This window comes from Xanthomonas sp. LMG 8993, assembly GCF_009835065.2.
Classification (GTDB): Bacteria; Pseudomonadota; Gammaproteobacteria; order Xanthomonadales; family Xanthomonadaceae; genus Xanthomonas; species Xanthomonas arboricola.
This window is the reverse complement of record NZ_QVIF02000011.1, coordinates 18,121-40,716: the sequence shown is the minus strand read 5'-3', so window position 1 is coordinate 40,716 and position 22,596 is coordinate 18,121. Positions and strand designations below refer to the sequence as shown.

The 22,596-nt window shown below is 66.4% G+C and carries 15 protein-coding genes; 7 read left to right on the top strand and 8 right to left on the bottom strand.

The window, feature by feature from the left end:
* Positions 1–117 precede the first annotated feature (117 nt).
* The 3 genes from uxaC to DYQ94_RS17640 are packed head-to-tail and all read right to left on the bottom strand — an operon-like array spanning position 118 to position 4,085.
* Positions 118–1,539: a glucuronate isomerase gene (gene uxaC / locus DYQ94_RS17650; RefSeq protein WP_126966948.1), complete on the bottom strand. Its 1,422-nt coding sequence runs from the start codon at positions 1,537–1,539 to the stop codon at positions 118–120.
* A 43-nt stretch (positions 1,540–1,582) separates the two neighbouring features.
* Positions 1,583–2,569, bottom strand: a complete 987-nt coding sequence (locus DYQ94_RS17645; protein ID WP_126966949.1) for an endo-1,4-beta-xylanase — start codon at positions 2,567–2,569, stop codon at positions 1,583–1,585.
* Between the two features lie 10 nt (positions 2,570–2,579).
* Positions 2,580–4,085 carry an MFS transporter gene (locus tag DYQ94_RS17640; RefSeq protein ID WP_126966950.1) on the bottom strand — a complete coding sequence of 502 codons (1,506 nt, stop codon included), beginning with the start codon at positions 4,083–4,085 and terminating at the stop codon, positions 2,580–2,582.
* Positions 4,086–4,367: 282 nt separating this feature from the next.
* On the opposite strand from DYQ94_RS17640, the gene DYQ94_RS17635 reads away from it, so the two are divergent.
* The 4 genes from DYQ94_RS17635 to DYQ94_RS17620 all read left to right on the top strand — a co-directional run bounded on the left by DYQ94_RS17635 (position 4,368) and on the right by DYQ94_RS17620 (position 10,847).
* On the top strand, positions 4,368–7,310 hold the full coding sequence (locus DYQ94_RS17635) for a TonB-dependent receptor (protein ID WP_160955235.1): 2,943 nt from the start codon (positions 4,368–4,370) through the stop codon (positions 7,308–7,310).
* Between the two features lie 99 nt (positions 7,311–7,409).
* Positions 7,410–8,897, top strand: coding sequence for an MFS transporter (locus tag DYQ94_RS17630; protein ID WP_039563770.1), 1,488 nt, complete (start codon positions 7,410–7,412; stop codon positions 8,895–8,897).
* A gap of 36 nt (positions 8,898–8,933) precedes the next feature.
* Positions 8,934–9,968: a glycoside hydrolase family 43 protein gene (locus DYQ94_RS17625; protein WP_184429189.1), complete on the top strand. Its 1,035-nt coding sequence runs from the start codon at positions 8,934–8,936 to the stop codon at positions 9,966–9,968.
* 345 nt (positions 9,969–10,313) lie between these two features.
* Entirely contained in the window at positions 10,314–10,847 is a 534-nt protein-coding gene (locus tag DYQ94_RS17620) for a lipocalin family protein (protein ID WP_065033360.1), read from the top strand.
* 99 nt (positions 10,848–10,946) lie between these two features.
* On the opposite strand, the gene DYQ94_RS17615 is transcribed toward DYQ94_RS17620, so the two are convergent.
* Both DYQ94_RS17615 and DYQ94_RS17610 read right to left on the bottom strand, forming a co-directional pair.
* The gene (locus tag DYQ94_RS17615; protein WP_160955234.1) at positions 10,947–11,300 is read right to left on the bottom strand and encodes a ribonuclease E inhibitor RraB; all 354 of its coding nucleotides are present in this window, start codon (positions 11,298–11,300) and stop codon (positions 10,947–10,949) included.
* 189 nt (positions 11,301–11,489) lie between these two features.
* Complete coding sequence (locus DYQ94_RS17610; protein ID WP_039527696.1) at positions 11,490–12,062, bottom strand: hypothetical protein; 573 nt, start codon at positions 12,060–12,062, stop codon at positions 11,490–11,492.
* Positions 12,063–12,218: 156 nt separating this feature from the next.
* Between DYQ94_RS17610 and DYQ94_RS17605 the strand changes: the two genes are divergently transcribed.
* Positions 12,219–12,422 carry a YdcH family protein gene (locus tag DYQ94_RS17605; protein ID WP_023905744.1) on the top strand — a complete coding sequence of 68 codons (204 nt, stop codon included), beginning with the start codon at positions 12,219–12,221 and terminating at the stop codon, positions 12,420–12,422.
* A 416-nt stretch (positions 12,423–12,838) separates the two neighbouring features.
* On the opposite strand, the gene DYQ94_RS17600 is transcribed toward DYQ94_RS17605, so the two are convergent.
* The 3 genes from DYQ94_RS17600 to DYQ94_RS17590 form a co-directional block, all read right to left on the bottom strand.
* Positions 12,839–13,819, bottom strand: coding sequence for a zinc-binding dehydrogenase (locus tag DYQ94_RS17600; protein ID WP_160955233.1), 981 nt, complete (start codon positions 13,817–13,819; stop codon positions 12,839–12,841).
* 325 nt (positions 13,820–14,144) lie between these two features.
* Positions 14,145–16,811, bottom strand: coding sequence for a glycerol-3-phosphate 1-O-acyltransferase PlsB (gene plsB / locus DYQ94_RS17595; RefSeq protein ID WP_104647869.1), 2,667 nt, complete (start codon positions 16,809–16,811; stop codon positions 14,145–14,147).
* Entirely contained in the window at positions 16,811–17,785 is a 975-nt protein-coding gene (locus DYQ94_RS17590) for a hypothetical protein (protein WP_160955232.1), read from the bottom strand. The genes plsB and DYQ94_RS17590 overlap by 1 nt, the downstream gene beginning before the upstream one ends.
* A 406-nt stretch (positions 17,786–18,191) precedes the next feature.
* Here DYQ94_RS17590 and DYQ94_RS17585 point away from each other — a divergent pair, with 406 nt between their 5' ends.
* The gene (locus DYQ94_RS17585; RefSeq protein ID WP_024937639.1) at positions 18,192–19,244 is read left to right on the top strand and encodes a LacI family DNA-binding transcriptional regulator; all 1,053 of its coding nucleotides are present in this window, start codon (positions 18,192–18,194) and stop codon (positions 19,242–19,244) included.
* A gap of 135 nt (positions 19,245–19,379) precedes the next feature.
* A complete protein-coding gene (locus DYQ94_RS17580; RefSeq protein ID WP_102256377.1) occupies positions 19,380–22,409 on the top strand; it encodes a TonB-dependent receptor in 3,030 nt (1,009 codons plus the stop codon).
* Positions 22,410–22,596 lie beyond the last annotated feature (187 nt).

Here is a 22,596-nt window from a genome sequence, read left to right as displayed (position 1 = left end):
CTCGCCTGCATGCCCGTGTGCGTCATATCGCGCCTCGCATCGACCGTGCCTGCAGGCGTGTCCCATCCGCACCACGTGCACGCGTGCAGGCATCGCTGCGTGCTGCCTCGCCCAGCCTCACAGCTTGTAGGCTTGCTTGGGCAGGCGATACGCCAGATCGATCGCAACCTCGACCGCCTCGTCCTCGTCCAGCCTGTGCTCGGCGACCAGTTTGGCGAGAAAGGCGCTGTCCACGCGCCGCGCCACATCGTGCCGCGCCGGAATCGACAGGAAGGCGCGGGTATCGTCGTTGAAGCCCACGGTGTTGTAGAAGCCGGCGCTGGCCAGGGTCTGCTCGCGGAAGCGCCACATGCCTTCCGGCGCGTCATGGAACCACCATGCCGGCCCCAGCAACAACGAGGGGTAATGGCCGGCCAGTGGCGCCAGCTCGCGGCTGTAGCTGGTTTCGTCCAGCGTAAACACGATCAGGCGCAGGCGCGGGTCGTTGCCGAACCGGTCCAGCAAGGGTTTGAGCGCGTGCACGTAGTCGGTGCGCATCGGAATATCGGCGCCCTTGTCGCGCCCGAAGGTCTGGAACAACTGCCGGTTGTGATTGCGAAAGCAGCCCGGGTGCAACTGCATCACCAGGCCATCGTCCAGGCTCATCGCCGCCATTTCGGTCAGCACCTGCGCGCGGAACAGCTCGGCCTGCGCCGGTGTGGCGGCACCACGTACCACGGTGTCGAACAGGCGTTGCGCCTCGGCCGGCGACAGATCGGCGGTGGCCGCGCTGGGGTGGCCGTGGTCGGTCGAGGTGGCGCCATGCGCGGCAAAGAAGGCGCGGCGCTGCCGGTGCGCACGCAGATAGCCTTGCCAGCTCAGCACATCCTCGCCGGTGAGCGCGCCGAACTGCTGCAGCGCAGCGGCAAACTGTTCGTGTTCGGGGTCGACCACCGGGTCCGGGCGGTACGCGGTGAGCACGCGTCCCTTCCAGCCGCTGGCGCGAATGGCCGCGTGGTGCTGCAGCGTGTCCAGCGGCGACTCGGTGGTGGCAATCACCTCGATGTCGAAGCGCTCGAACAGGGCACGCGGACGGAATGCCGGCGTCTGCAGCGCCGCGGTGATGTGGTCGTAGTAATGATCGGCAGTGCCGGCATCCAGCCGGATGCGCAGATCGAACACGTCATGGAAGACATGATTCAACCACAACGCTGACGGCGTACCGCGCAGCAACGTGTAGTGCTCAGCGAACACGCGCCACGCCGCGCGTGGATCCACGATCGCGCGCGATCCATCCGCACGCGGAATGCCCAAGGCATCCAGTGCGACGCCCTGGCTGTAGAGCATGCGGAACACGTAGTGATCCGGCACCAGCAATAACTCGGTGGCATTGGCGAACGGCGCGTCGGTAGCGAACCACGCCGGTTCGGTATGACCATGCGGGCTGATGATCGGCAGTGCAGCGATCTTCGCGTACAGGCGGCGCGCGATCGCACGCGTGCTGGGGTCGGCGGGCAACAGGCGGTCGGCGTGGAGGGTCAGCGGAATGGAGGTAGGCATCAGTCGATCGCCGAACGGGCAGGAAAAAGGCAGGGCACCGGGATCACCGCGCCGCACCGTGGCTGGCAACGTAATCGCGCAGCCAGGTCAGCGCCGGCCGCTCGGTGCCATCGGCGCGAATCAAATAGGCCGCTTCCTTGTCGCGCCACAGCCCGGGACGAAAGCCCCACAGCGTGATGCCGCGCACGCCGGGGTGCTCCCAGAACACCGGGAACACACGCTGGTAGGCGGCCAGCTGCTGCGCATCGGTGGGCCCGTCCAGATCGAACTCGGTGATGTAGATCGGCAAGCCGGTCGCGGCCAGTGCATCGAGATTGTCGCGGTGCACCGACATCGCCACATTCGGCGTGGTTTCGAAGGCATGCTCCTGCACGCCGATCGCATCGACCAGTTGCTCGCGCTGCAGCAACTGCACGATCTGCAGGTACTTCTGCGTGGCCTGGGGACTGTTGGTGATGCTGTAGTCGTTGATCATCAGCCGCGCACGCGGAAAGTGCTGGCGCGCCAGCCGGAACGACTGCAGCACCCACTCCCAACCGCTGGCGCCGTTGCCGCCGAGCGCCTGCAGATAATTGCCGCCGCCGGTGTCGTCCTTGCTGGGCGGGTCGTTGAGCGGCTCGTTGACCACTTCCAGCAGGTCGATCTCCGGATAGCGCTGCGCCACCGCGGCGAACCACTGCTCGATCTCGCGGCGTTGCTCGGCCGGCCGCAACGACTTGATCCACTCCGGCTGCTGATTGCCCCACACCATCACATGCATCTGGAACGGCATGCCGTTGGCCTTGGCCAGCCGGTAGGCGGTATCCAGCCCGCTCCAGTCCATCTGGTCGCGCACCGCTTCCACGCTGCCCCACTTGCCGCTGTTTTCCGGCGTGAGTTTGTTCCAGTACTGCGCAAATCCCGGGGACTGTTGCGGACTGTAGGCGCTGCCCAGGAACTTGGGCGCGCCGGAAGCCAGCGGTGCGGCCTGCGCAAGCGTTGCGACGTTCGCCGCCAACAACAACCCGATTGCCAGTGTGCGTAATTGCATGATGATCCCCTCAGGAAGATGCGGCGGTGGCGGCGGCATCTGCCGGCAGCTGCGCCGGCGCCAAGCGTGGCACCAGCATGTGTACCACCGCCAGCGCCAGCAGATACGCCGAGCCTGCCATCAGGAACACCGGCACATAACTGCCGGTGGCCTGCAGCAGGAACCCGATGAAGGTGGCGATCAGCATGCCACCGACCGCGCCGGCAAAGCCGCCGATGCCGACCACGGTGGCGACCGCGTGGCGTGGAAACATGTCCGATGGCAGCGTGAACAGATTGGCCGACCACCCCTGATGCGCAGCGGTGGCCAGGCCGATCAGGCCCACGGCCAGCCACAGGTTATCGGCGCGTGCAGCGAACACGATCGGCACCACCGAGATCGCGCAGATCAGCATTGCGCTCTTGCGTGCGCGGTTAACGCTCCAGCCGCGCGCGATGAAGCGCCCGGCGACCCAGCCGCCGGCAATGCTGCCGATATCGGCCAGTACGAAGATCACGATCAACGGCGCGCCCAGTTGCAACAGACTCAATCCGTATTCGGCATGCAGGAACTTGGGCAGCCAGAACAGGAAGAACCACCAGATCGGGTCGGTGATGAACTTGCCCAGCACGAACGCCCAGGCCTGCCGATGCCGCAGCACCTGCAACCACGACAGCCGCCGCTGCACCGGCTCGTGCGCATCGCTGCGGATATGCGCCAGCTCTGCCGCCGACAGGCCGGGTTGCTGCTCGGGCGGGTGATAGCTGAGCCACCACACCAGCAGCCAGGTGGCGCTGAGCACGCCGGTGAACAGGAATGCCGCCTGCCAGCCCCAGGCGGTGGCGATCAGCGGCACCAGCAACGGCGCGACGATCGCACCGATGTTGGAGCCGGAATTGAAGATGCCGGTGGCCAGTGCGCGCTCGCGACGCGGGAACCACTCGGCCACCGTCTTCAGCGCAGCGGGGAAGTTGCCGGATTCGCCCAGCCCCAGGAAGAAGCGCGCAATCGCAAAGCCCACCACGCTGGTGGCCAGCGCATGCCCCATCGCCGCCAGGCTCCAGATGCCGATCGCCAGTGCGTAACCGACGCGTGTGCCGAAGCGGTCGATCACCGCACCGCTGCACAACAGGCCCAGCGCGTAGGCGGCCTGGAACGCGGTGACGATATAGCCATACTGGATCTCGTTCCAGCCGATCTGCGTCTGCAGAAACGGCGCCAGCACGCCCAGCACCTGGCGGTCGACATAGTTGATGGTGGTGGCGGCAAGCAGCAGTGCGCAGACACGCCAACGCATGCGGCCCAGGCGCGCCAGCGTGCCGGCAGGGGCAGCCGCTTGCGGCAACTCGCTCATGTGCGCGGGCGCCATAGCGCTGCTGGACGCAGCCTGCGACGGGCAATCGCGCAACGGCCACTGCAATGCGCTGCCACATGTCGCGCGTGGCCCGGCCTCTGGTTGCCGCGTTCTTCGGTTCGATTCATCGAGCACTGCACCTGCACGAAGGTGGCCTTGCGCCACGGGTGATAGCGCTACCATTACCACGCTGCCGGGCAAAAACCATCGCGCAGTGCAACACGCCAGTGCGCCATATGCAGCCGGCACCATTCCGATCAGCGCCACTGTCGCAGCCGCCACGATGCCTTCCGTCGCCTATGCTGCCCTGCAGCGTGATGTTCTGAATTTGGTAGCGCTAACATCGGCCACCGCTGATCGCCCGTCTCCCCCATCGCACCATCGCCGCGCCGCTACCGGCAGCGGCACTCCCTGCGCAGGGGCGATGCGTGGGACATCTGCTCACCTGTTAGGGAAGGGATTACGGTGAAGAACAGCTACGCACAAACCGCGTTGTCCTGCGCATTGGGGTCCATTCTGCTGGGCATGACCAGCACCGCCGCCTGGGCACAGTCCAGCGATGCCGACAGCGCTGCCGCCACCGCACAACCGCCCACGGCCGCCGCTGCCAGCGGTGATGCGGTGACCCAGCTCGACACCGTCACCGTCTCCGGCTACCGGCGCAGCATCCAGTTTTCCACCGACGCCAAGCGCGACTCGGTGGGCTTTGCCGACACCGTGTTTGCCGAGGACATCGGCAAGTTTCCGGACATGAACATCGCCGAGTCGCTCAACCGCATCCCCGGCGTGCAGCTCTCGCGCGACGTCAATGGCGAGGGCCTCAACATCGCCATCCGCGGTCTGGGCACCAGCTTCACCAAGACCACGCTCAACGGCGCCAGCATCGCCACCGCCTCGATCGGCCTGAACGCGCAGAACCAGAACCGCGAAGTCGATCTGAACCTGTTTCCCACCGAGTTCTTCACCCAGCTCACCGTCAGCAAGACGCCCACCGCCAGCATGCTCGAAGGCGGCGTCTCCGGCGTGGTGGACATGCGCAGCGCGCGTCCGTTCGATCGCCCCGGCGTGCACTTCACCTATCAGGCCCAGGCGGACTGGAACAGCACCAGCGAAAAGACCACCCCGCGCGGCGCCTTCATGGGCAGCTGGACCAACGAGCAAGGCACCTTCGGCGCATTGCTGGGCGTGGCCTCGGTGCGCAGCAAGCTGGGCGTGCGCGGCTTCGAAAGCGTGGGCTGGACCAACCCCGGCCTCACCTACACCCAGTGCGGCCTCACCCCGCCTGCCGGCACCCCGGCCACCAATCAACCGGCCGCGTGCAACGTCAATGGTGGCGGCAACTGGCGCATTCCCGACCGCGTGCCGGCCACCGCCGGCAGCGGCCTGACCACCGGCGAGACCATCGATGCGGCCTGGCTGCTGGCGCGCAACCCGGGCCTGAGCATCGACCAGATCAGCGACGCGCTGATTCCGCGGCTGGGCCGCAGCGTCTACATGAATGGCGATCGCGACCGCGATGCCTCGGTGATGTCGCTGGAATGGCGCCCGTCCGACAGCATGCATTTCTACCTGGACACGCTGTATTCGGAAGCCAAGCGCACCACCGAGCGGATCAGCATGAATCTGATCGGCCGCAACGGCAACATGATCCCGCTGGGCATGCAGCTGGACCAGAACAACGTGGTCACCAGCGCCACGTTTGCCAATGCGCAGTACTTCCTGGAAGCGCGCCCGTACCGGGAAGAGGTCAAGTTCTGGAGCGTCAATCCGGGTGCCGAGCTGTTGTTCGGCGAGAACCAGGACATCAAGCTCAACGTGCAGGCCAATGCCACGCGCAGCTGGCTGCAGCGCGAGTCGCCCAGCATCCTGGTCACCTCGCCGTTCACCACCGTCGATTACCGCAACGAAGGCGGCGACCGCCCCTCGATCAGCAGCCCGCTCGATCTCAACGACCCCAATCTGGGCTGGGGCTGGAACGGCGGCCGGGTCAATATCCAGAACGAAAAACGCGTGACCGAAACCCGGGGCGCACGCGCCGACCTGCAGTTCGGCGAAGACAAGCGCAACATCAAGATCGGCGCCGCCTACGACCAGGCCGAGCGCACCATCCGCGGCTTCGACAACAGCATCGCCTGGGAGCAGGTGGTCTGCCGCGGTGGCGGTGGCAATGTCTGCAACGGCGGCCCTGGCTCGGCAATCCCGAATGCGGCGCTGGCCGGCTATCTGCGCCCCGGCCCGGATGGCTTCATCACCGCCGATTTCAACCGCTTCCTGGGCGACACCAATTACTACGCGCTGCGCGATTCCGCACCGGAGACCAACTCCGCCAACACCGGTGCCTCGGCCGGCGGCATCCGCGAAAAAAACTGGGGTTTCTATATCGAAACCAACGCGGAAACCGAAGTGTGGAACCGCACGCTGCGCTTCAATGCCGGCGTGCGCTACGTGACCACCGACCAGACCATCACCGGCCCGGTCACCATCAACGGCATCCGCCGCGTCCAGGTGCTGGATTCGGACTACAAGGAGACCCTGCCCTCGTTCAACGCCGCCTGGGACGTGGCCGACAACGTGGTGCTGCGGCTATCCAGCTCGCGCACGCTCACCCGGCCTGACCCCAGCGCGATGTTGCCCAACACCAACTTCAGCGACCCCTCCGCGCAGACCGCAACCCAGGGCAATCCGAACCTGGCGCCGTACCTGTCCACCAACGTGGATTTCGGTGGCGAGTGGTACACCGGCGGCGAAGGCTATGTGGGCCTGACGTTGTTCAACAAGCGCATCAGCGGCTTCACCGTCAACGGCGTGCGGCGTATCCCCTTCAACGACCTGGGCGTGCCCTACGACAGCCTGCTGCCGATTCAGCAGGCCGGCCTGGACCAGCGCGGCGGCCCGAATGCGGCCACCGTGGATGTCCAGACCCAGGTCAACGCCGACGGCGTGCTCAACATCCGCGGCACCGAGGCGATCTGGGTGCAGCCGCTGGACCGGCTGGTCGACGGTCTGGGCTTCAGCGTGAACTACACCCATGTCACCCAATCCTCCGAAGGCGAAGGCATTCCGGCAGTGGCGGTCGGCGTTGCACCCAACCTGTGGAACGGCACCGTGTACTGGGAAAAGGACGCCGCCTCGGTGCGCCTGTCCTACACCTGGAACGACGACATGGTGATCTCCGGCGCCAACCAGAATGGCATTCCCTACGCGCGCCTCAACGCCGATGCGCGCGGGCAGCTGGATCTGTCTGCCAGCTACACGCTGGAATCGCTGCCGTCCAAGCCGCAGATCACCCTCAACGTCACCAACCTCACCGACGAGCCGCTGCGCACCACCTACGCCTGGCCCAACGCCACCTACGATCTGTACGAGCCCGGGCGCACGGTCATGCTCGGCATCCGCGGTACCTTTTGAGTGCTGTGTTTGCCGGTCGCGATCACCTCCCATCGCGACCGGCAGCCTGGCGCGCGCCGCGGCGTTTTCCGCAGCACTCCCTGAGCCCCGCCGCACCTCATGAACGATCGCTCACAACAGCTCTCCTTGCGCGAAAAGATCGGCTACAGCCTGGGCGACCTGGCGGCCAACCTGATCTTCCAGACGCTGGTCACCTTCCTGGCGTTCTTCTATACCGATGTGTTCCGCATCCCGGCGAGTGTGGCCGCCACCCTGATCTTCGTGGTGGGCATGCTCGGCGCGTTCGTGTTCACGCCCATCATCGGCATCCTGGCCGACCGCACCCGCACGCGCTGGGGCAAGTTCCGCCCGTGGATCCTGTGGACGGCATTGCCGTTCGGTGCCTTGTCGCTGGCCGCGTTCAACACACCCGCACTCGGCGAGCAGGGCAAGATCGCCTACGCCTTCGCCACCTACACGCTGCTGATGCTGGTGTACGTGGCCAACAACCTGCCGTACTCGGCATTGAGCGGCGTGCTCACCGGCAGCATGGAGCAGCGCAATAGTTTGTCGGCGTACCGCTTCCTGGCGGTGACGTTTGCACAGTTCATCATCCAGGTGTTGTTGCTGCCGCTGGTCTTGATCCTGGGCAATGGCGACAAGGCACAGGGCTTTCGCAACACCATGGCGCTGTTTGCCGCCGTCGGCACGCTGTGCTTTCTGATCACCTTTTTCACCACCCGCGAGCGCGTGCTGCCGATCAGCGAACAACGCAGCAGCGTGCGCCAGGACCTCACCGATCTGGTCCGCAACAGACCCTGGCTGGTAATGCTGTCGCTGACCATCCTTGTCTTCATCAATCTCGCCATGAAGGGCGGGATGTACATTTACTACTTCAAGTACACCCTCGACGCGAACGCATTGACGCTGTTCCTCGACAACGCCGGCTTCAACCGCTTCATCGCTGCGATCAACAGCATGCTGACCGGCGCCGGCCTGAGCGCGCTGCAATGGCCGCAGGACGCACCCACCTCGGCCTTCAGCGTGTTCAGCGCCGGTGGCATCCTGGCGATGATCGTGGGCATCGGCTTCTCCAAGCGGCTGGCCGACCGCTACGGCAAGCGCAACGTGTTCGGCGGCGCGCTGCTGATCTCCACGCTGTTCCTGCTGGCGTTCTACGTGTATCCGCCGACTGCGATCGCCTGGGTGTTCGCCTCCTACGTGCTGCACGGCTTCTTCTACGGCATCACCATCCCGCTGCTGTGGGCGATGATCGCCGACGTGGCCGACTACTCGGAATGGAAGAACCACCGCCGCGCCACCGCGATCATCTTCTCGGCGATGTTGTGCGGCCTGAAGATCGGCCTGAGCGTCGGCGGCGCGCTGGTCGCCGGCATCCTGGCGTTCTATGGCTACGATGCCGCCCTGCCGCTGCAAAGCGATGCCGTGACAAACGGCATTCGCCTGGCCATCAGCGTGTATGCGTCCATCCCGTTCCTGCTCGGTACAGCGTTGCTAGCGCTGTACGAGATCGACAAGCCGCTGGAAACCCGCATCGAACACGAGCTGGGCCTGCGCCGACGCAGCGCCGCGCTCGCCACCAGTTGACGCCCTCTCCCTCCCACCTCATGCACAGGTACGCGCATGTCCGATGAACTGCACACCGCTGCACTGCAGGCGCTGGCGCGCACCGCCATTTCCGCACCGCTGGTCACCCACCTCTATACCGCCGACCCTTCCGCACACGTGTTCGACGGCGCCTTGTACATCTATCCCTCGCACGACATCGATGCCGGCGTTGCCTTCAGCGACGACGGCTCGCACTTCGACATGGCCGACTACCACGTCTTCCGCATGGCCCATCCCGGTGCACCGGTGGAAGACCTCGGGCAAGTGCTGCACGTGCGCGACGTGCCGTGGGCACAGCGCCAGATGTGGGCACCGGATGCCGCGCAGCGCGACGGCAAGACCTATCTGTATTTTCCCGCCAAGCGGGCCGACGGCATCTTCCAGATCGGCGTGGCGGTCGGCGATGGCCCGCAAGGCCCGTTCGTCGCCGCAGCCGAACCCATCGCCGGCACCTACTCGATCGACCCGGCGGTATTTGCCGACCACGACGGCGCGCATTACCTGTACTTCGGCGGCATCTGGGGCGGCCAGCTGCAGCAGTACCGCGACAACGTCTATGCGCCGGACCATCAGGAACCGGGCGACGACGCGCCCGCACTTGGCCCGCGCGTCGCCCGCCTGCACGAGGGCATGACGCAACTGGCCGAACCCACCCGCGAGATCATCATCCTCGACGAACACGGCACCCCGCTACGCGCAGGCGACCACGCCCGCCGCTTCTTCGAAGGCCCCTGGGTCCACCACCATGCCGGCCGCTATTACCTGTCCTACTCCACCGGCGACACCCACCGCATCTGCTACGCCACCAGCGATACCCCGTACGGGCCATTCGCCTACCAGGGCGTGCTGCTCGCACCGGTGGTCGGCTGGACCACGCATCACTCCATCTGCCTGTTCAACGGCCAGTGGTATCTTTTCTATCACGATGCTGTCTTGTCGGGCGGGCAGACGCATCTGCGCAGCATCAAGATGGCACCGCTGGAGCACGACGCGGATGGAAGGATCGCGACGATTCATCCATATGGGGAAGACGCGGTATCGCCCTGGTGAATGCCGTCGGGCTACCGCCTCCCTGGGCTATCAGCGCGTCATGGCTCAACCGCCGGCGCTGAACGACACGTCCTGTCACCGTTGCGCTTTCAAAGCGCGTCGTAGTCCTCGTTGCGGCTGATCGTCGACCCGGCGCCCACTATTCCCGCGATCACGCGTTTCCTGGCATGCGCAAGGCGTCGGCCTGGCGCTTCAACACCGCCATGACATGTCGAGCGTTACGGTCGTGCCGCTGGCACACCACGCCAGCGTGCACTCAGTCCGGAACTGCATCGCATGGGCTTGCATCCGGACGCACAGTAACGCCGTAGGCCTATCTACGGGTTTTTTCTGGTGGAGGTTGCCATGCGAGGTGGTTCAATGCTGTTGTTGCTGACGCTAGCGGTCTACGGGAGTGCCAGTGGGAGCGAGTCGCGTGCCGCCCTGCCCCGCGCAGACAGCGTCGACGTGCCGCGCTTCATGGGCGACTGGTACGTCATCGCGCACATTCCCACCCGGCCCGAGCGCAAGGCCTACGATGCCGTGGAGCGCTATGCGCTGCGGCCGGACGGCCGCATCCAGACCACCTTCACCTACCGCAAGGGCAGCTTCCAGGCGCCGCTCAAGTCCATGCATCCGATCGGCCAGGTGGCGAAGGAAGGCAATGGTGCGCTGTGGAGCATGCAGTTCTTCTGGCCGTTCAAGGCCGAATATGTGATCGCCTGGCGGGATGCAGCGTATGCGCAGACCATCGTGGCGCGCAGCAAGCGCGATTACGTCTGGTACATGGCGCGTACTCCGCAGGTCTCCGAGGCCGACTATCAGCAGGCTGTCCAACGCATCGCCGCCATGGGCTATGACGTGTCGCAGCTGCGCCGCGTACCGCAGTCGCAGCGCTGATGCGGTAACGCGGTAACGCGGTAACGCGGTAACGCGGTGAGGGTGCAACGGGCTCAGCGATGCAGTGACTGCATCGCCGGCTCTCGCACGCGGGCTGCGTCAGGCGTCCTTGTCATCCACGGAAAACTCCCAGCCGTCATTCAGGCCACCCAGGGGCTTGGCCTCCACGGCCAGCTCTTCCTCGAATGCCGAAATCGCCTTGTGCGACGGGACCATGGTCGGATACACCGTCACGTCCATCGGAAATTCGGTGTTTTCCGGATAGTGGCAGCAACGCACCTTTTGCTCGAAGCGCAGCAGCATCACCGAGAACTCCAAGGCCGATTCCTTCGTGGGGAAGACCACGGAGAACGCAATCTCGCGCGGCTTCGACAGGTCCACGCCTTGCTGGGCAATGTGCCAGAGGGTGTTGCCGTTATCGTCGTTGGGATACAGGTCCGGATGTCGTTGCATGTGAGCTTCGGTCTTTGGCGGCCGGTGGCCAGGGAAGAGCGCTGGCGCTGATTGTGCGCTCTGATCGCGTGTCGCCAGGATCCAGACCTCGGCTGCTGGAGCCTACCGTCTCCCGGTGTTCGAGGTGCCTGCTCAGGCAATGAACCTGCTACGCAGATGGCCGCACGATGTGCGACCACCTCGGGCAATTCACGGCAGCCAAACCAGATTCATCAACTGCGGATCGGCCGTCACCTTGACCAGCTTGCCGCTGGGGCCGAACTGCACCTGGTACTCGGAGAAGCTGTCGCGCCAGTAGCGCCACAGCGAGGCGTCCAGATTCGGGTTTTCGCTGCTGATCGGGTAGCCGACCGCCATCAGTACCTGTTCGCGGGTCATGCCGCCGGTGAGCTTGCCGTCATTGATGGCCTGGCGGATCTTGGGCGGGAAGGTGGCCAGCTTGAGCTTGGGGTCGGCGGTGACGACATAGCGGGCGGCGAAGGCGGTGTTGTCCAGGTCGCGGCTGTAATCGTTGCCGATGGACTGCTTTTCGCCGGCGATCTTGAGGTTGACGCGGTTGCGGCCGAAGCCGGTGACGCTGACCGGGGTTCCTACGGGAAGCATGCGCTTGCCGTCTTCGGCGTAGTTACTGTCGCTGATCCAGCTGCCGTCGGTGCGCAGGTTGCAGCACAAAAAGCCGTCGTACTTGGCGACGTCGGCGGCGCTGGCCAGGTTGGCGGCGGTGAGCAGGCTCAGGGCCAGCAGGGAAGAACGCAAACGCATCGTAAAGACTCCTTTCTCGACGGCCGTGGCCGCGCGGCAATGATGAGGTGAGGCGCGCCGCCGTTTCCCCAACGGCGCGCAGGCATTGTCGCAGCCCCGGGCGGCTTGGCAAGCACAGGTGACGCGGCCGGCCCGTGGTTGTGTATGCTCGGAGCCGTGGAAACTCTCTCACCCGCCGAGATCGCCGAGCAGATCGCCGAGTTGCGACGCGCCCACCGCGCGTTGGACGAGGAGATCCAGCGCGTGCCCGCCAACATGGACGACGAGCTGCAGATGAAGCGCCTGAAGAAGCGCAAGCTGCATCTCAAGGACTGCATCACGCGGCTGGAAATGGAGCTGGTGCCTGACGAGCCGGCGTGAGGTTGGTGCGTGCGGCCGCCTGGGTCTGCTTTGCGGCAGTGGATATCAAGGTCGCGGTGACAGGAAGTTGAGTCAGTTGATGACGCAGGCAGGGTTTTGTCGGCATGGCGCCGGCTTGAGCTGAGGCGTGTCGCGTTTGTCGCTTGGGCCACACCCTCACCCCAACCCCGCTGCGCGCCCCAGCCCACGTCTTGCGACGCGGGCGCTCAAAGGCACGCGCGCCAGTGGCGCGCAAGCGGTGCGGCTTCGCCCCGAGGGGAGAGGGGCTTGATATGCCGGTCTTGGAGAATTGTCGATCTCTTCGGCCGATCTGGGCAACGGATCCGGGCGCTTATTCGCGTCAGCGGACGTGCAAGCGCCTCACCGCTTTTGCGCGTCAGGCGCCGACTGTCGTAAGACGACCCGAGCCGCCATCCTCAGCCTGCGCGCAGCAGGATCTTGCCACGGCGGCCCGGTTCGGCGCTTGCCGCGGCCGCCGTGGCTGCATCTTCCAGATCGAATACCGCTTCCACCGGCAGAGCCAGGCTGCCATCGACGGCGGCCTTGAGCAGTTCGCCGATCATGCGGCGCTTGTCCTCGGGCTTGGTGGCGGCCATGACCTTGCTGCCCCAGAAGCCGCGCACGCTGGCCTGCTTGAAGATCACATCGCCGCTGGAGATCTGCAGCGGCTCGCCGGTCATCGAGCCGAATGAGATCAGCTCGCCGCCTTCGGCAAGCAGCCCCATCAGGTCGCCGGCCGCGCTGCCGGCGACAGAATCGATTGCGCGCACGATCGGCGCCTCGCCGACCAGCGCGCGCACGCTGTCCTGCCAGCCCTCCCGGGCGGTGGAGACCGCGTTGCCAAAGCCCAGGGCCTGCAGCTCGTCCACGCCGGCGTCGCGGCGCACCAGATTGACCACGTTGATGCCGCGCGCGGCGGCGAGCATGGCGACGGTCTTGCCGACCGCGCCGTTGGCGGTGTTCTGCACAATCCAGTCACCCTTTTCGACATGCAGGAACTCGATCAGCATCAGCGCGCTCAGCGGCATGGCGATCAACTGGCAACCGCGGTCGTCGTCCAGCGCGTCGGGCAGCGGCACCACGCCGGACGCGTCGGCCAGGAAAAACTCCGCCCAGCTCTCGTGCACGCCGGCGGCGACCACGCGCTGGCCGGTCTGCAGGCCCTGTACGCCTTCGCCGAGGGCGTCGATCACGCCGGCCGCCTCGCTGCCGCCGATTGCGGGAAGCTCCGGCTTGTAGCCGTAATTGCCACGCACCGTCCACAGGTCGTGGTTGTGGATGGGCGAGCGACGCATGGCGATGCGCACCTGGCCCTTGCCGGGCTGCGGGGTGGGCCGTTGCCCGAGTTCGAGCACCTTGGCCGGGTCGCCGAATTGGGTGTGGATGGCTGCGCGCATGGAAGTCTCCTGCCGGGCACGCCAGTGATCCAACGCACCCGATCGTGATGAAAGGTGGCGCGATGCTATCGGCATTGCTGCAAGAGGCGGATGAAACGAACGGAACTGTTGTGTGAAGTTGCGCGCGTTGGTGGAGCACGCCTGGTGTGACTCTGGCCTACTACAGCGCCGGGGGTCGCGTGCTGACCGACCCGCATCCGCCCTTCGGGCACCTTCTCCCGGTGGGAGAAGGGGAGGCGTCGTGCGCATCTGCTCTTCCTTGTGGGTGCGCTGCCATTGCCCGCATCACCTGCCGCAAGGAGACGCTGGCGTTTGTACTGACGCCTTACTCGGCCGGCGGCAGCACCACGTCCGGCTTGACCGCCTCGGGGCTGACCCGCTCGATGGTATGGCGCAATTCGCGGCCAAGGATGAACTTGGCGTCCTTGGCCCAGGCATCCAGGCGCTCGTCGAACAGCAGCTTGCTGTTCTCGTCCGGCCACACCAGGCGCAGCTCGCGCAGTTTCTGGATGAAGCTGCGGAACAGGGTCTTGTCGAAGAACTCCGGGGCGGCCGGGGCGTACAACAGGCTCAGGCGCTGCGCGGCCTGCTGGCACAGGCTTTCCAGTTCGCCGGCACCGAGCACGCCGGGGCCGTTCTTCACCAGCACCGAGATGGCGATGTAATAGCGCTCGAAGGCCTGCTGCAGCGAATGGCCGATCGCACGCAGGCGGAACACCTCGTCGGTCTGCCCGGTATTGCGGGTGAGGATGCCGCCATCGTCGTCGGTGACGTTGAGCAGCAGGCCTTCGCGCACGAACATGTCGATGGTCTGCTCGATGCGTTCGGCAAATCGGTCCTCGCTCCACGGCAGGAACAACTCCGCCTGCAGGAACGGGTACACGGTGCGCCCCAGGCGCAACAGACCGGCACGGCTCATGCGGCGGTTGTTCTGGAAACAGCACGCCACCCACGACGAGGCGGTGAACAGGTGCAGCACGTTGTTGCGGAAGTAGCTCAGCAACACCGCAGTGTCGCCGCTGACGCTCAGCACATCGCCCAGCGGATGCGACACGCGCGTGAGCACGTTGATCTCTTCGGCGTGGGTGATGATGCGCGCCGGGGTGTGCGGGGTGACGGTGACACGGTCCGAATACGGCATCTCCGCCAGCAGCTTCTTGCACAGCTCGATCTGCGCGATCAGGTCGGCCTCGCCCATCGCGTGCTTGGGCGTGGACAGCAGCGCCAGCGCCAGCAGGTTGATCGGATTGACGTCGGCGGCGCAGTTGATGCGGGTCTGGATCTGGGTGGACAGCGTGTCCACCGCCGGTGCCAGCCAGGTGGGCTTTTCGTCGTCGGGCAGCGGTTGGCCGTCCCAGTCGGGCGCGTGTTTGGCCAGCACGTCGTTGAGCGCGATCGGCTCGCCGAAGTTCACCACCACCTGGCCGTAGTTTTGCTTGAGCACCTTGGGGATGGACCACAGCAGGCCCCAGATGGATTCCTTCTCCTTGGGCCGACCGGTGAGCTCGTCCAGGTAGCTGTTGCCTTCCATCAGCTTCTCGTAGCCGATGTAGACCGGCTGGAACAGCACCGGCTTGCGCGGCTGGCGCAGGTAGGCGCGCAGCGTCATCGCGATCATGCCGCCCTTGGGCTGCAGCAGACGCCCGGTGCGCGAGCGCCCGCCTTCGACGAAGTATTCGATCGAGTAACCGCCGGCCACCAGCTGGGCGACGTACTCGCTAAGCACCGCCGAATACAGCGCATTGCCCTTGATCGAGCGGCGGATGAAGAACGCGCCGCCCTTGCGCAGCAGCGTGCCGACCACCGGCAGGTTGAGGTTGATGCCGGCCACGATGTGCGGCGGCACGATGCCGCGTTCGTACAGCAGGTAGCTCAGCAGCAGGTAATCCATGTGGCTGCGGTGGCTGGGCACGTAGACCACCTCGTGCCCGGGCGCGGCCTGCTTGAGCTTGTCCAGGTGATGCACCAGCACGCCGGCGTAGATGCGGTTCCACACGTGGGTCAGCAGGAAGCTGGCCGAGCGCACCACCGGGCTGGAATAGTCGGCGGCGATCTCCCAGGCGTAGGCATGCGCCTTGCGCCAGGCATCGACCGGCTTGGAGTTGTCGCGCTTGGCCTGGGTGGCGATGGCTTCGCGTACCGAATCGGCGGCCAGCACCTGGTCCACCAGCAGGCGGCGGGTGGACAGGTCCGGCCCGATCACCGCCTCGCGGATGCGCCGGAAGTGGGTGCGCAGCACGCGCTGCAGCTTGCGCAGGGTGCGCTCGGGCGGCAGGCCCTCGGCCATGGTCTGGCGCAGCGAGATCGGCGGAGCGAAGCGCACGATGGTGGTGCGGCCGTTGAGCAGCACCGCCAGCAGGCGCCGGAAGCGGCCGACCAGCGCCCAGTTTTCCGAGAACAGCACCGCAAACCAGCCGCTCTGCTTGTCCGGCGCGCGGCCGACGAAGATCGACACCGGCACCAGATGCACGTCCAGGTCGGCGCGCACGCGATGCGCCTGCAGCAGCTTGGCCAGCGAATCCGAATGGGTCTTGCCGCCGCGCTGCTCGGGGATCAGCGAATTGCTGCTGCTGCGCCGCGACAGCGCCAGGTAGGCGCGCTTGCGCTGCAGCGGGTCGCCCGGCAGCGGCACCAGTGGCGAGGGCAGCCCGGCCTCGCGGCAGGCCTTGTCCAGGATCAGCGCGCTGGACAGGCCGTAGTCCTCCAGCACGTAGACCACCGGCGTGCCGTCGTCGTAGCGGCTCGGCTGATCCGGTTCGATGGTCAGGCTCAGCCAGGGGTCGGCCAGGCGGCCGAGCAGGCGCGCCCACCACGGGCGCTTGGCGCTGCGGGCAGCGGCGACGGCGGGCGCGATCGACGGCGCAGCGTCCGGCGGAACCGGAACGGCGGTCGGCAAGGCGGCGGCCGTGGCACCGAGATCGGCAGCAGCGCTGGGCGGGGCGGGCTGGCCGTCCGGGAACGGCAGGGGATTCTGTTCTGGCATCACGGTCATTATCGCCCAGCCGGGCGTTGCCCGGTGGCGGCGGGCGTGGCGGGCGCGGCCGCCGGGGTGTCAGGCGTTGCAGCGGCGTCGGGTGCGGGCGCCGCCGGCGCAGCGCCGAGCAGCGCCTGCACCTCGTCCTGGGTCTGCTGCTGGTACCAGTGGCCGTCGCGCTTGATCAGGCCGATGCTCAGGTCGATGTCGTGCGCGGCCAGCGGATAGCGCAGCCGCACCTGGGCGCGGTCGCCGTCCTGCCTGATCAAGCCGGTGCGCAGCGCATCCAGGCTGCTGTCCAGCGACAGGCCGTAACGCTCCAGCACCTGCTTGGCCGCGGCCCAGAACGGCCCGAGCCGGCGCAGGCTCTCTTCCATCCCCAAGCGCTGCAGATCGGCGTCCGAGCCGATGCCGGTGGCGCGGGCGGCGGTCACCAGGTCGGCGATGCTGGCCCTGGCACGCGCGCGGTCGGCCAGCGGCGCGGTGGCCGCCCAGGCGCTCAGGGCATCGACCAGTTGCACGTAATGGGCGCGTTGCTCGGGCTGGTAGTCGCTGCGGCTGCGCAGGTATTGCACGCCGAACTGGCCCAGCGACTGCGCGGCCTGGCGGATGCCCTGCGACTGGCCGGCCAGCTGTGCATCGAAGGCCTGCTGCAGCTGGCGCTCGGCGCCGGGCGCCGACAAAGTGCCGAGCAGGCTGCCGACCTCGTTGGGCAGCGGCAGCTCGGTCAGCGGCCAACGGCTGGCACCGCTGCGCCAGGCCGCCTCCAGCTGGGTGTATTGCGCAGGTGTGACCCGGATCCGCGCATAGGCGACCAGGTCGTTGCGTCGCAAGGGCAGGGTCATCGACTGCATCGCTGCGGCTGGCTCGGCGCTTGCGCCCGGCAAGGCGGCGGTCTTGTCGGCGCGCTGGCAGCTGCCCAGGCACAGCGCTGCCAGCAGCACCCACGCGATGGACTGGAACCGGCCGGCGCGGACGGTAGATGGCGACATGCGCACGCTGTTCCCCTGATCGATCGGCGCATCTTGCTGTCTGAACGCACTGGCGGCAAGGCGCGCGACAACCGTGCGCCCGGGTACGGTACGGAAACGTTAGATTTTCGTAGTTCCATGCATGTTGTCGCCCAGTGTCCGACATTGACTGCCGTTGTCCTTCCCGGACAAACTTGTCCAGGGGATGCCGCCAAGCCCTTGTGCCACCTGCGTTTGGCCCAATGGTGCAGCGCATCATGTAAGCGCTTGCAGTTCCTGCTAGCGTGCGCGCCATCTCGCTCTGAGGTCGCCATCGGTTGGGGCCGATGTCATTCATGTGCATGTGTGACACGAACGTTCTGCGCCAGCGGACCGTGCGACCCTTCCCGGCGTGCGGTGGCAACCGCGTTGTCCTGGAGGTTTTGCCATGAGTCGGCCACGCTCCGAAGGCGGTAGCGTCACCATCAAGGACGTCGCGCGCGAAGCGCAGGTGTCGGTGGCAACGGTCTCGCGCACCATGAATGGGCACCAGCATGTGGCCGAGTCGGTGCGCGAGCGCGTGCTGCAGGTGGCCCGCGCGCTGCATTACATCCCGCACCACGCCGCGCGCAGCCTCAGCAGCCGGCGCACCCACACCATCGGGGTGGTGTTGCCTGACCTGCATGGCGAGTTCTTTTCCGAACTGATCCGCGGCATCGACCAGGTGGCGCGCGAGCAGGGCTACCACCTGCTGGTGTCCAGCTCGCACGGCGACCCGCAGGCGCAGCGCAAGGCGCTGGAACGCCTGCCCGGGCGCGTGGACGGGGTGGTGGTGATGTCGCCCTCGCTGGGCGACTCCGGCGTGCACGAGGACGCCCTGCCCGGCGGCCTGCCGGCAGTGCTGCTCAACTGCGCCGGCACGGCCAGCCAGCGCCCGGTGCTCAACGTGGACAACTACGGCGGCGCGCGGACGATGACCCGGCACCTGCGCGACAGCGGCCACCGCCGCATCGCCTTCATCGCCGGGCCGGCCGACAACTTCGATGCGCACGAGCGTCTGCGCGGCTACCGCGACGAGCTGGCGCTGGATGCCGACGTGCAGCCGTGGGTGCTGCCGGGCAACTTCGACGAAGAGTCCGGCTACCGCGCCGGCCAGACGCTGGCACAGGGCGCGCGCCCGGATGCGGTGTTCGCGGCCAACGACATGATGGCGCTGGGCTGCCTGTTCGCGCTCGGCCATGCCGGGCTGAAGGTGCCGCAGGACATCGCGCTGGCCGGCTTCGACGACGTGCCGATGGCGCGCTACGTGCTGCCGGCGCTGACCACCATGCGGGTGGATATCGCCGGGCTGGGCGCGCGGGCATTGCAGTTGTTGCTGGGCCAGCAACTGGTCGATGCGCCCGCCCCGCCCTCCGATGCCGCCCCCCCCGCGTTTTCCGAGATGGTTCCCGAACTGATCGTGCGCGCGTCCAGCGCGCCGCGGGCGGCGCCTCCCACCTGAAACGCGCCACCACGCTTTGCCGAACGTGTGTTGCTTGCAGTCCTTTGCCGTTGTTGCCAGCTGTCCCGCTTGACGCAGTACCGACGCGCCAGCCACTCCGCTGGTTCGCGCTTTACCCCTGGGAGGGGGAAAGTCATGAAGAATTACCGCACCGTCTCCACCCTGCCCGCGCGCAGCCTGTTGTGCTGCGCCCTTGCCGCCTCGTTGCTGGCCAGCACCCCGGCCATGGCCCAGTCCAGCAATGCGACCTTGCGCGGCCAGGTTGCGGCAGCACAGGCCGGCACCACCGTGACCGCGACCAATGTCGCCAGCGGTGCCGTCCGACGCGTGCCCACCGGTGCCGACGGCAGCTACGCGCTGGTCGGCCTGCCCCCGGGCACCTACAAGGTGGATGCCGGCCCCGGCAGCGAGCAGACCGTGACCCTGTCGGTGGCCTCGTCGGTCACCTTGAACCTGGGCGGCAGCGCAGCCGCGGCGCCTGCCGGCGATGCCACCACGCTGGATGCGGTGCAGGTCACCGCCACCACGCTCCAAGAGGTCAAGACCTCCGAAGTGGGCACCAACGTGTCGCTGAAGCAGATCAGCACCGTGCCGCAGCTGACGCGCAACTTCCTGGAGTTCGCCGACACCGTGCCGGGCATGCAGTTCGAGACCAACTCCAACGGCAACAGCCAGATCCGCGGCGGCGCGCAGGGCAGCTCGGCGGTGAACGTCTACATCGACGGCGTCGGCCAGAAGAGCTACCTGTTCGGTGGCGTGTCCGGCCAGGAGCAGAGCGCGGGCAACCCGTTCCCGCAGCTGGCCATCGGCGAGTACAAGGTCATCACCTCCAACTACAAGGCCGAGTTCGACCAGGTCGGTTCGGCAGCGATCGTGGCCTCGACCAAGTCTGGCGGCAATGAGTTCCACGGCGAGATCTTCGGACGCACCAGCAATACCGATTTCCGCGCGCGCCAGCCCGACGAACGCGCCGGCGCACCCAACTCCGATGGCAGCAAGCGCAAGACCCACCAGGACGAATACGGCTTTGCGCTGAGCGGACCGATCGTGCAGGACAAGGCGCATTTCTTCTTCAGCTACGAAGGCAAGGGCTTCGAGGTCTCGGCCGATCCGGTGGCCGTGCCCGATCGCTTCAGCGCGCTCAGCGACGACCTGCCCGCCGGCGTGCAGAGCCGGCTCGGCTCGGTCACCCGCCCGTTCAACGAAGACCTGTATTTCGGCAAGGTCGACTGGGACATCGGCGAGAACGACCGCCTCGAGCTCACCGGCAAGTACCGCGACGAGGAAAGCCGCGACAGCGTCGGCGGCCAGACCACCGCGATCGCCTCCAAGATCAACCTCAACACCGAAAAGCGCTTCGACCTGCGCTGGCAGCATTACGGCGAGCGCTACGTCAACGAAGCGCGCGTGTCCTATGAGGACGTGCTGTTCAATCCCACCGCCTATACCGTGGGCAGCCAGAGCGTGTACACGCGCGGCATCGCCGAAGACGACGTGCTGCTCAACGACGGCGCCACCAGCGGCCTGGCGATCCAGCGCAAGGGCCAGAAAGGCCCCAGCTTCCAGAACGACCTGACCTTCAACAACCTGGAGTGGCACGGCAACCACGTCATCAAGATGGGCGTGAAGTACAAGGAAGTGGAGCTGACCCAGAGCGAAAACTCTGCGGCCAACCCGTCGTTCTACTACGCGGTGGGCGATGGCGCGGGCACCTCGGCCATTCCCTACCAAGTGCGCTTCAACCTGCCGTTCGCCGGTGCCGCACCGTCGGTGACCACCACCAGCAAGCAGCTGGGCCTGTACATCCAGGACGATTGGGACGTCAACGACAAGCTGCAGTTGAATATCGGCGTGCGCTGGGATGGCGAAAAGATTCCCTCGTACCTGGACAACGTGACCCCGCCGGAAGTGGTGGCGGCCTTGAACGGCCCCGGCACCGATCCGGCCGTGAGCGCCACCTACGCCGAGCAGCTGGCCAAGGGCGGGGTGGACATCAACGACTACATCAGCAACGGCCGCAATCGCAAACAGGACAACAACAACTTCGCACCGCGCCTGGGCTTTTCCTACGACTTCCGTGGCGACGAGTCGCTGGTGCTGTTCGGCGGTGCCGGCCGCAGCTACGACCGCAACCTGTTCGACGTGATGGGCCTGGAGCAGATCAAATCCGCGCTGGCGCAGTACACGATCCGTTTTGCCGGGCCCACCAACTGCGTCCCGGCGCCGGGTACCTGCACCGCCTTCGATCCGACCTATGTGAGCAATCCCGACAGCCTGGCCAACCTGGTCGATGCGCGCGTGCGCAACGGCGAAATCGACCTGCTCAACAACGATCTGAAGACGCCGTATGCCGACCAGTATTCGCTGGGCCTGCGCACCCAGCTGGGCGACTGGAACACCTCGGCCACGCTGTCGTACATCCACAGCAAGGACGGTTTCATCTTCACCCTGGGCAACCGCTATGCCAACGGCGATTTCTTCCAGAACGGCAACCAGGCGTTCGGCCAGACACCCCGCGGCTTCGGCAACCTGATCATCGGCAACAACGGCGTGGAGACCAAGACCGGCCAGTTGCTGCTGTCGGCAGACAAGCCCTATACGCAGGAGAGCGGCTGGGGCCTGACCGCGGCCTACACCTTCTCGCGTGCGCGCGGCAATCGCGGCAACGACGATCGCTACGGATTCGATGCGGCCACCATTGCCGACTATCCGTTCCTGGATCTCAATGCGGTGCCGCGCCACCGCCTGGTGCTTACCGGCATCTACGACCTGTTCTGGGGCATCAGCGGCTCGGCCAAGCTGACCCTGGCCACGGTGCCGCCGCGCAACGAGGCGATCTCCTACGACCAGTACGGCGGCCCGAGTTCGGACAACATCCGCGTGGTCTCGGTGGATGCCCCCGGCGGCAAGTTCATCGCCGGCGGCGACATCTTCGGCACCCGCCAGCTGGACCTGTCGTTGTCCAAGGACATGCACATCACCGATGCGGTGACGGTGCAGGTGCGCGGTGATCTGATCAATGCGCTGAACTTCCGCAACTACGATCAGTACAGCATCGACTGGGGCAGTGCCGGCGTATACGACCCGCGCGTGAGCATCAACCAGTACGGCGCGATGTCCACTCCGCCACGGACCTTGTTCATGAGCGCACGCATCATCTGGTAACGGCTGCGTTGGCGGCATCCGGCGTCTCGACGCCGGTACCGTACCCGCTGCCTAAGCTGCATCGGCCCCACGGCAATGGGGAGGGGCCGGCCGCAGGTTTGTTGCATCGTCCCGATTGAGGTGTGTTGCTGCGGCGCGACGCGCGATGCGCGCGATGCCGCAGACGCCACGCTCCGGTTGGCGACCG

Excerpts from the sequence above, each read along its gene's own strand:
- DYQ94_RS17585 (WP_024937639.1), top strand. The coding sequence starts at position 18,192 with ATGAGTCGGCCACGCTCCGAAGGCGGTAGCGTCACCATCAAGGACGTC.
- DYQ94_RS17620 (WP_065033360.1), top strand. The coding sequence starts at position 10,314 with ATGCGAGGTGGTTCAATGCTGTTGTTGCTGACGCTAGCGGTCTACGGG.
- DYQ94_RS17590 (WP_160955232.1), bottom strand. The coding sequence starts at position 17,785 with ATGTCGCCATCTACCGTCCGCGCCGGCCGGTTCCAGTCCATCGCGTGG.
- DYQ94_RS17625 (WP_184429189.1), top strand. The coding sequence starts at position 8,934 with ATGTCCGATGAACTGCACACCGCTGCACTGCAGGCGCTGGCGCGCACC.
- DYQ94_RS17600 (WP_160955233.1), bottom strand. The coding sequence starts at position 13,819 with ATGCGCGCAGCCATCCACACCCAATTCGGCGACCCGGCCAAGGTGCTC.
- DYQ94_RS17580 (WP_102256377.1), top strand. The coding sequence starts at position 19,380 with ATGAAGAATTACCGCACCGTCTCCACCCTGCCCGCGCGCAGCCTGTTG.
- plsB (WP_104647869.1), bottom strand. The coding sequence starts at position 16,811 with ATGACCGTGATGCCAGAACAGAATCCCCTGCCGTTCCCGGACGGCCAG.
- DYQ94_RS17630 (WP_039563770.1), top strand. The coding sequence starts at position 7,410 with ATGAACGATCGCTCACAACAGCTCTCCTTGCGCGAAAAGATCGGCTAC.
- uxaC (WP_126966948.1), bottom strand. The coding sequence starts at position 1,539 with ATGCCTACCTCCATTCCGCTGACCCTCCACGCCGACCGCCTGTTGCCC.
- DYQ94_RS17640 (WP_126966950.1), bottom strand. The coding sequence starts at position 4,085 with ATGGTAGCGCTATCACCCGTGGCGCAAGGCCACCTTCGTGCAGGTGCA.
- DYQ94_RS17615 (WP_160955234.1), bottom strand. The coding sequence starts at position 11,300 with ATGCAACGACATCCGGACCTGTATCCCAACGACGATAACGGCAACACC.
- DYQ94_RS17610 (WP_039527696.1), bottom strand. The coding sequence starts at position 12,062 with ATGCGTTTGCGTTCTTCCCTGCTGGCCCTGAGCCTGCTCACCGCCGCC.
- DYQ94_RS17645 (WP_126966949.1), bottom strand. The coding sequence starts at position 2,569 with ATGCAATTACGCACACTGGCAATCGGGTTGTTGTTGGCGGCGAACGTC.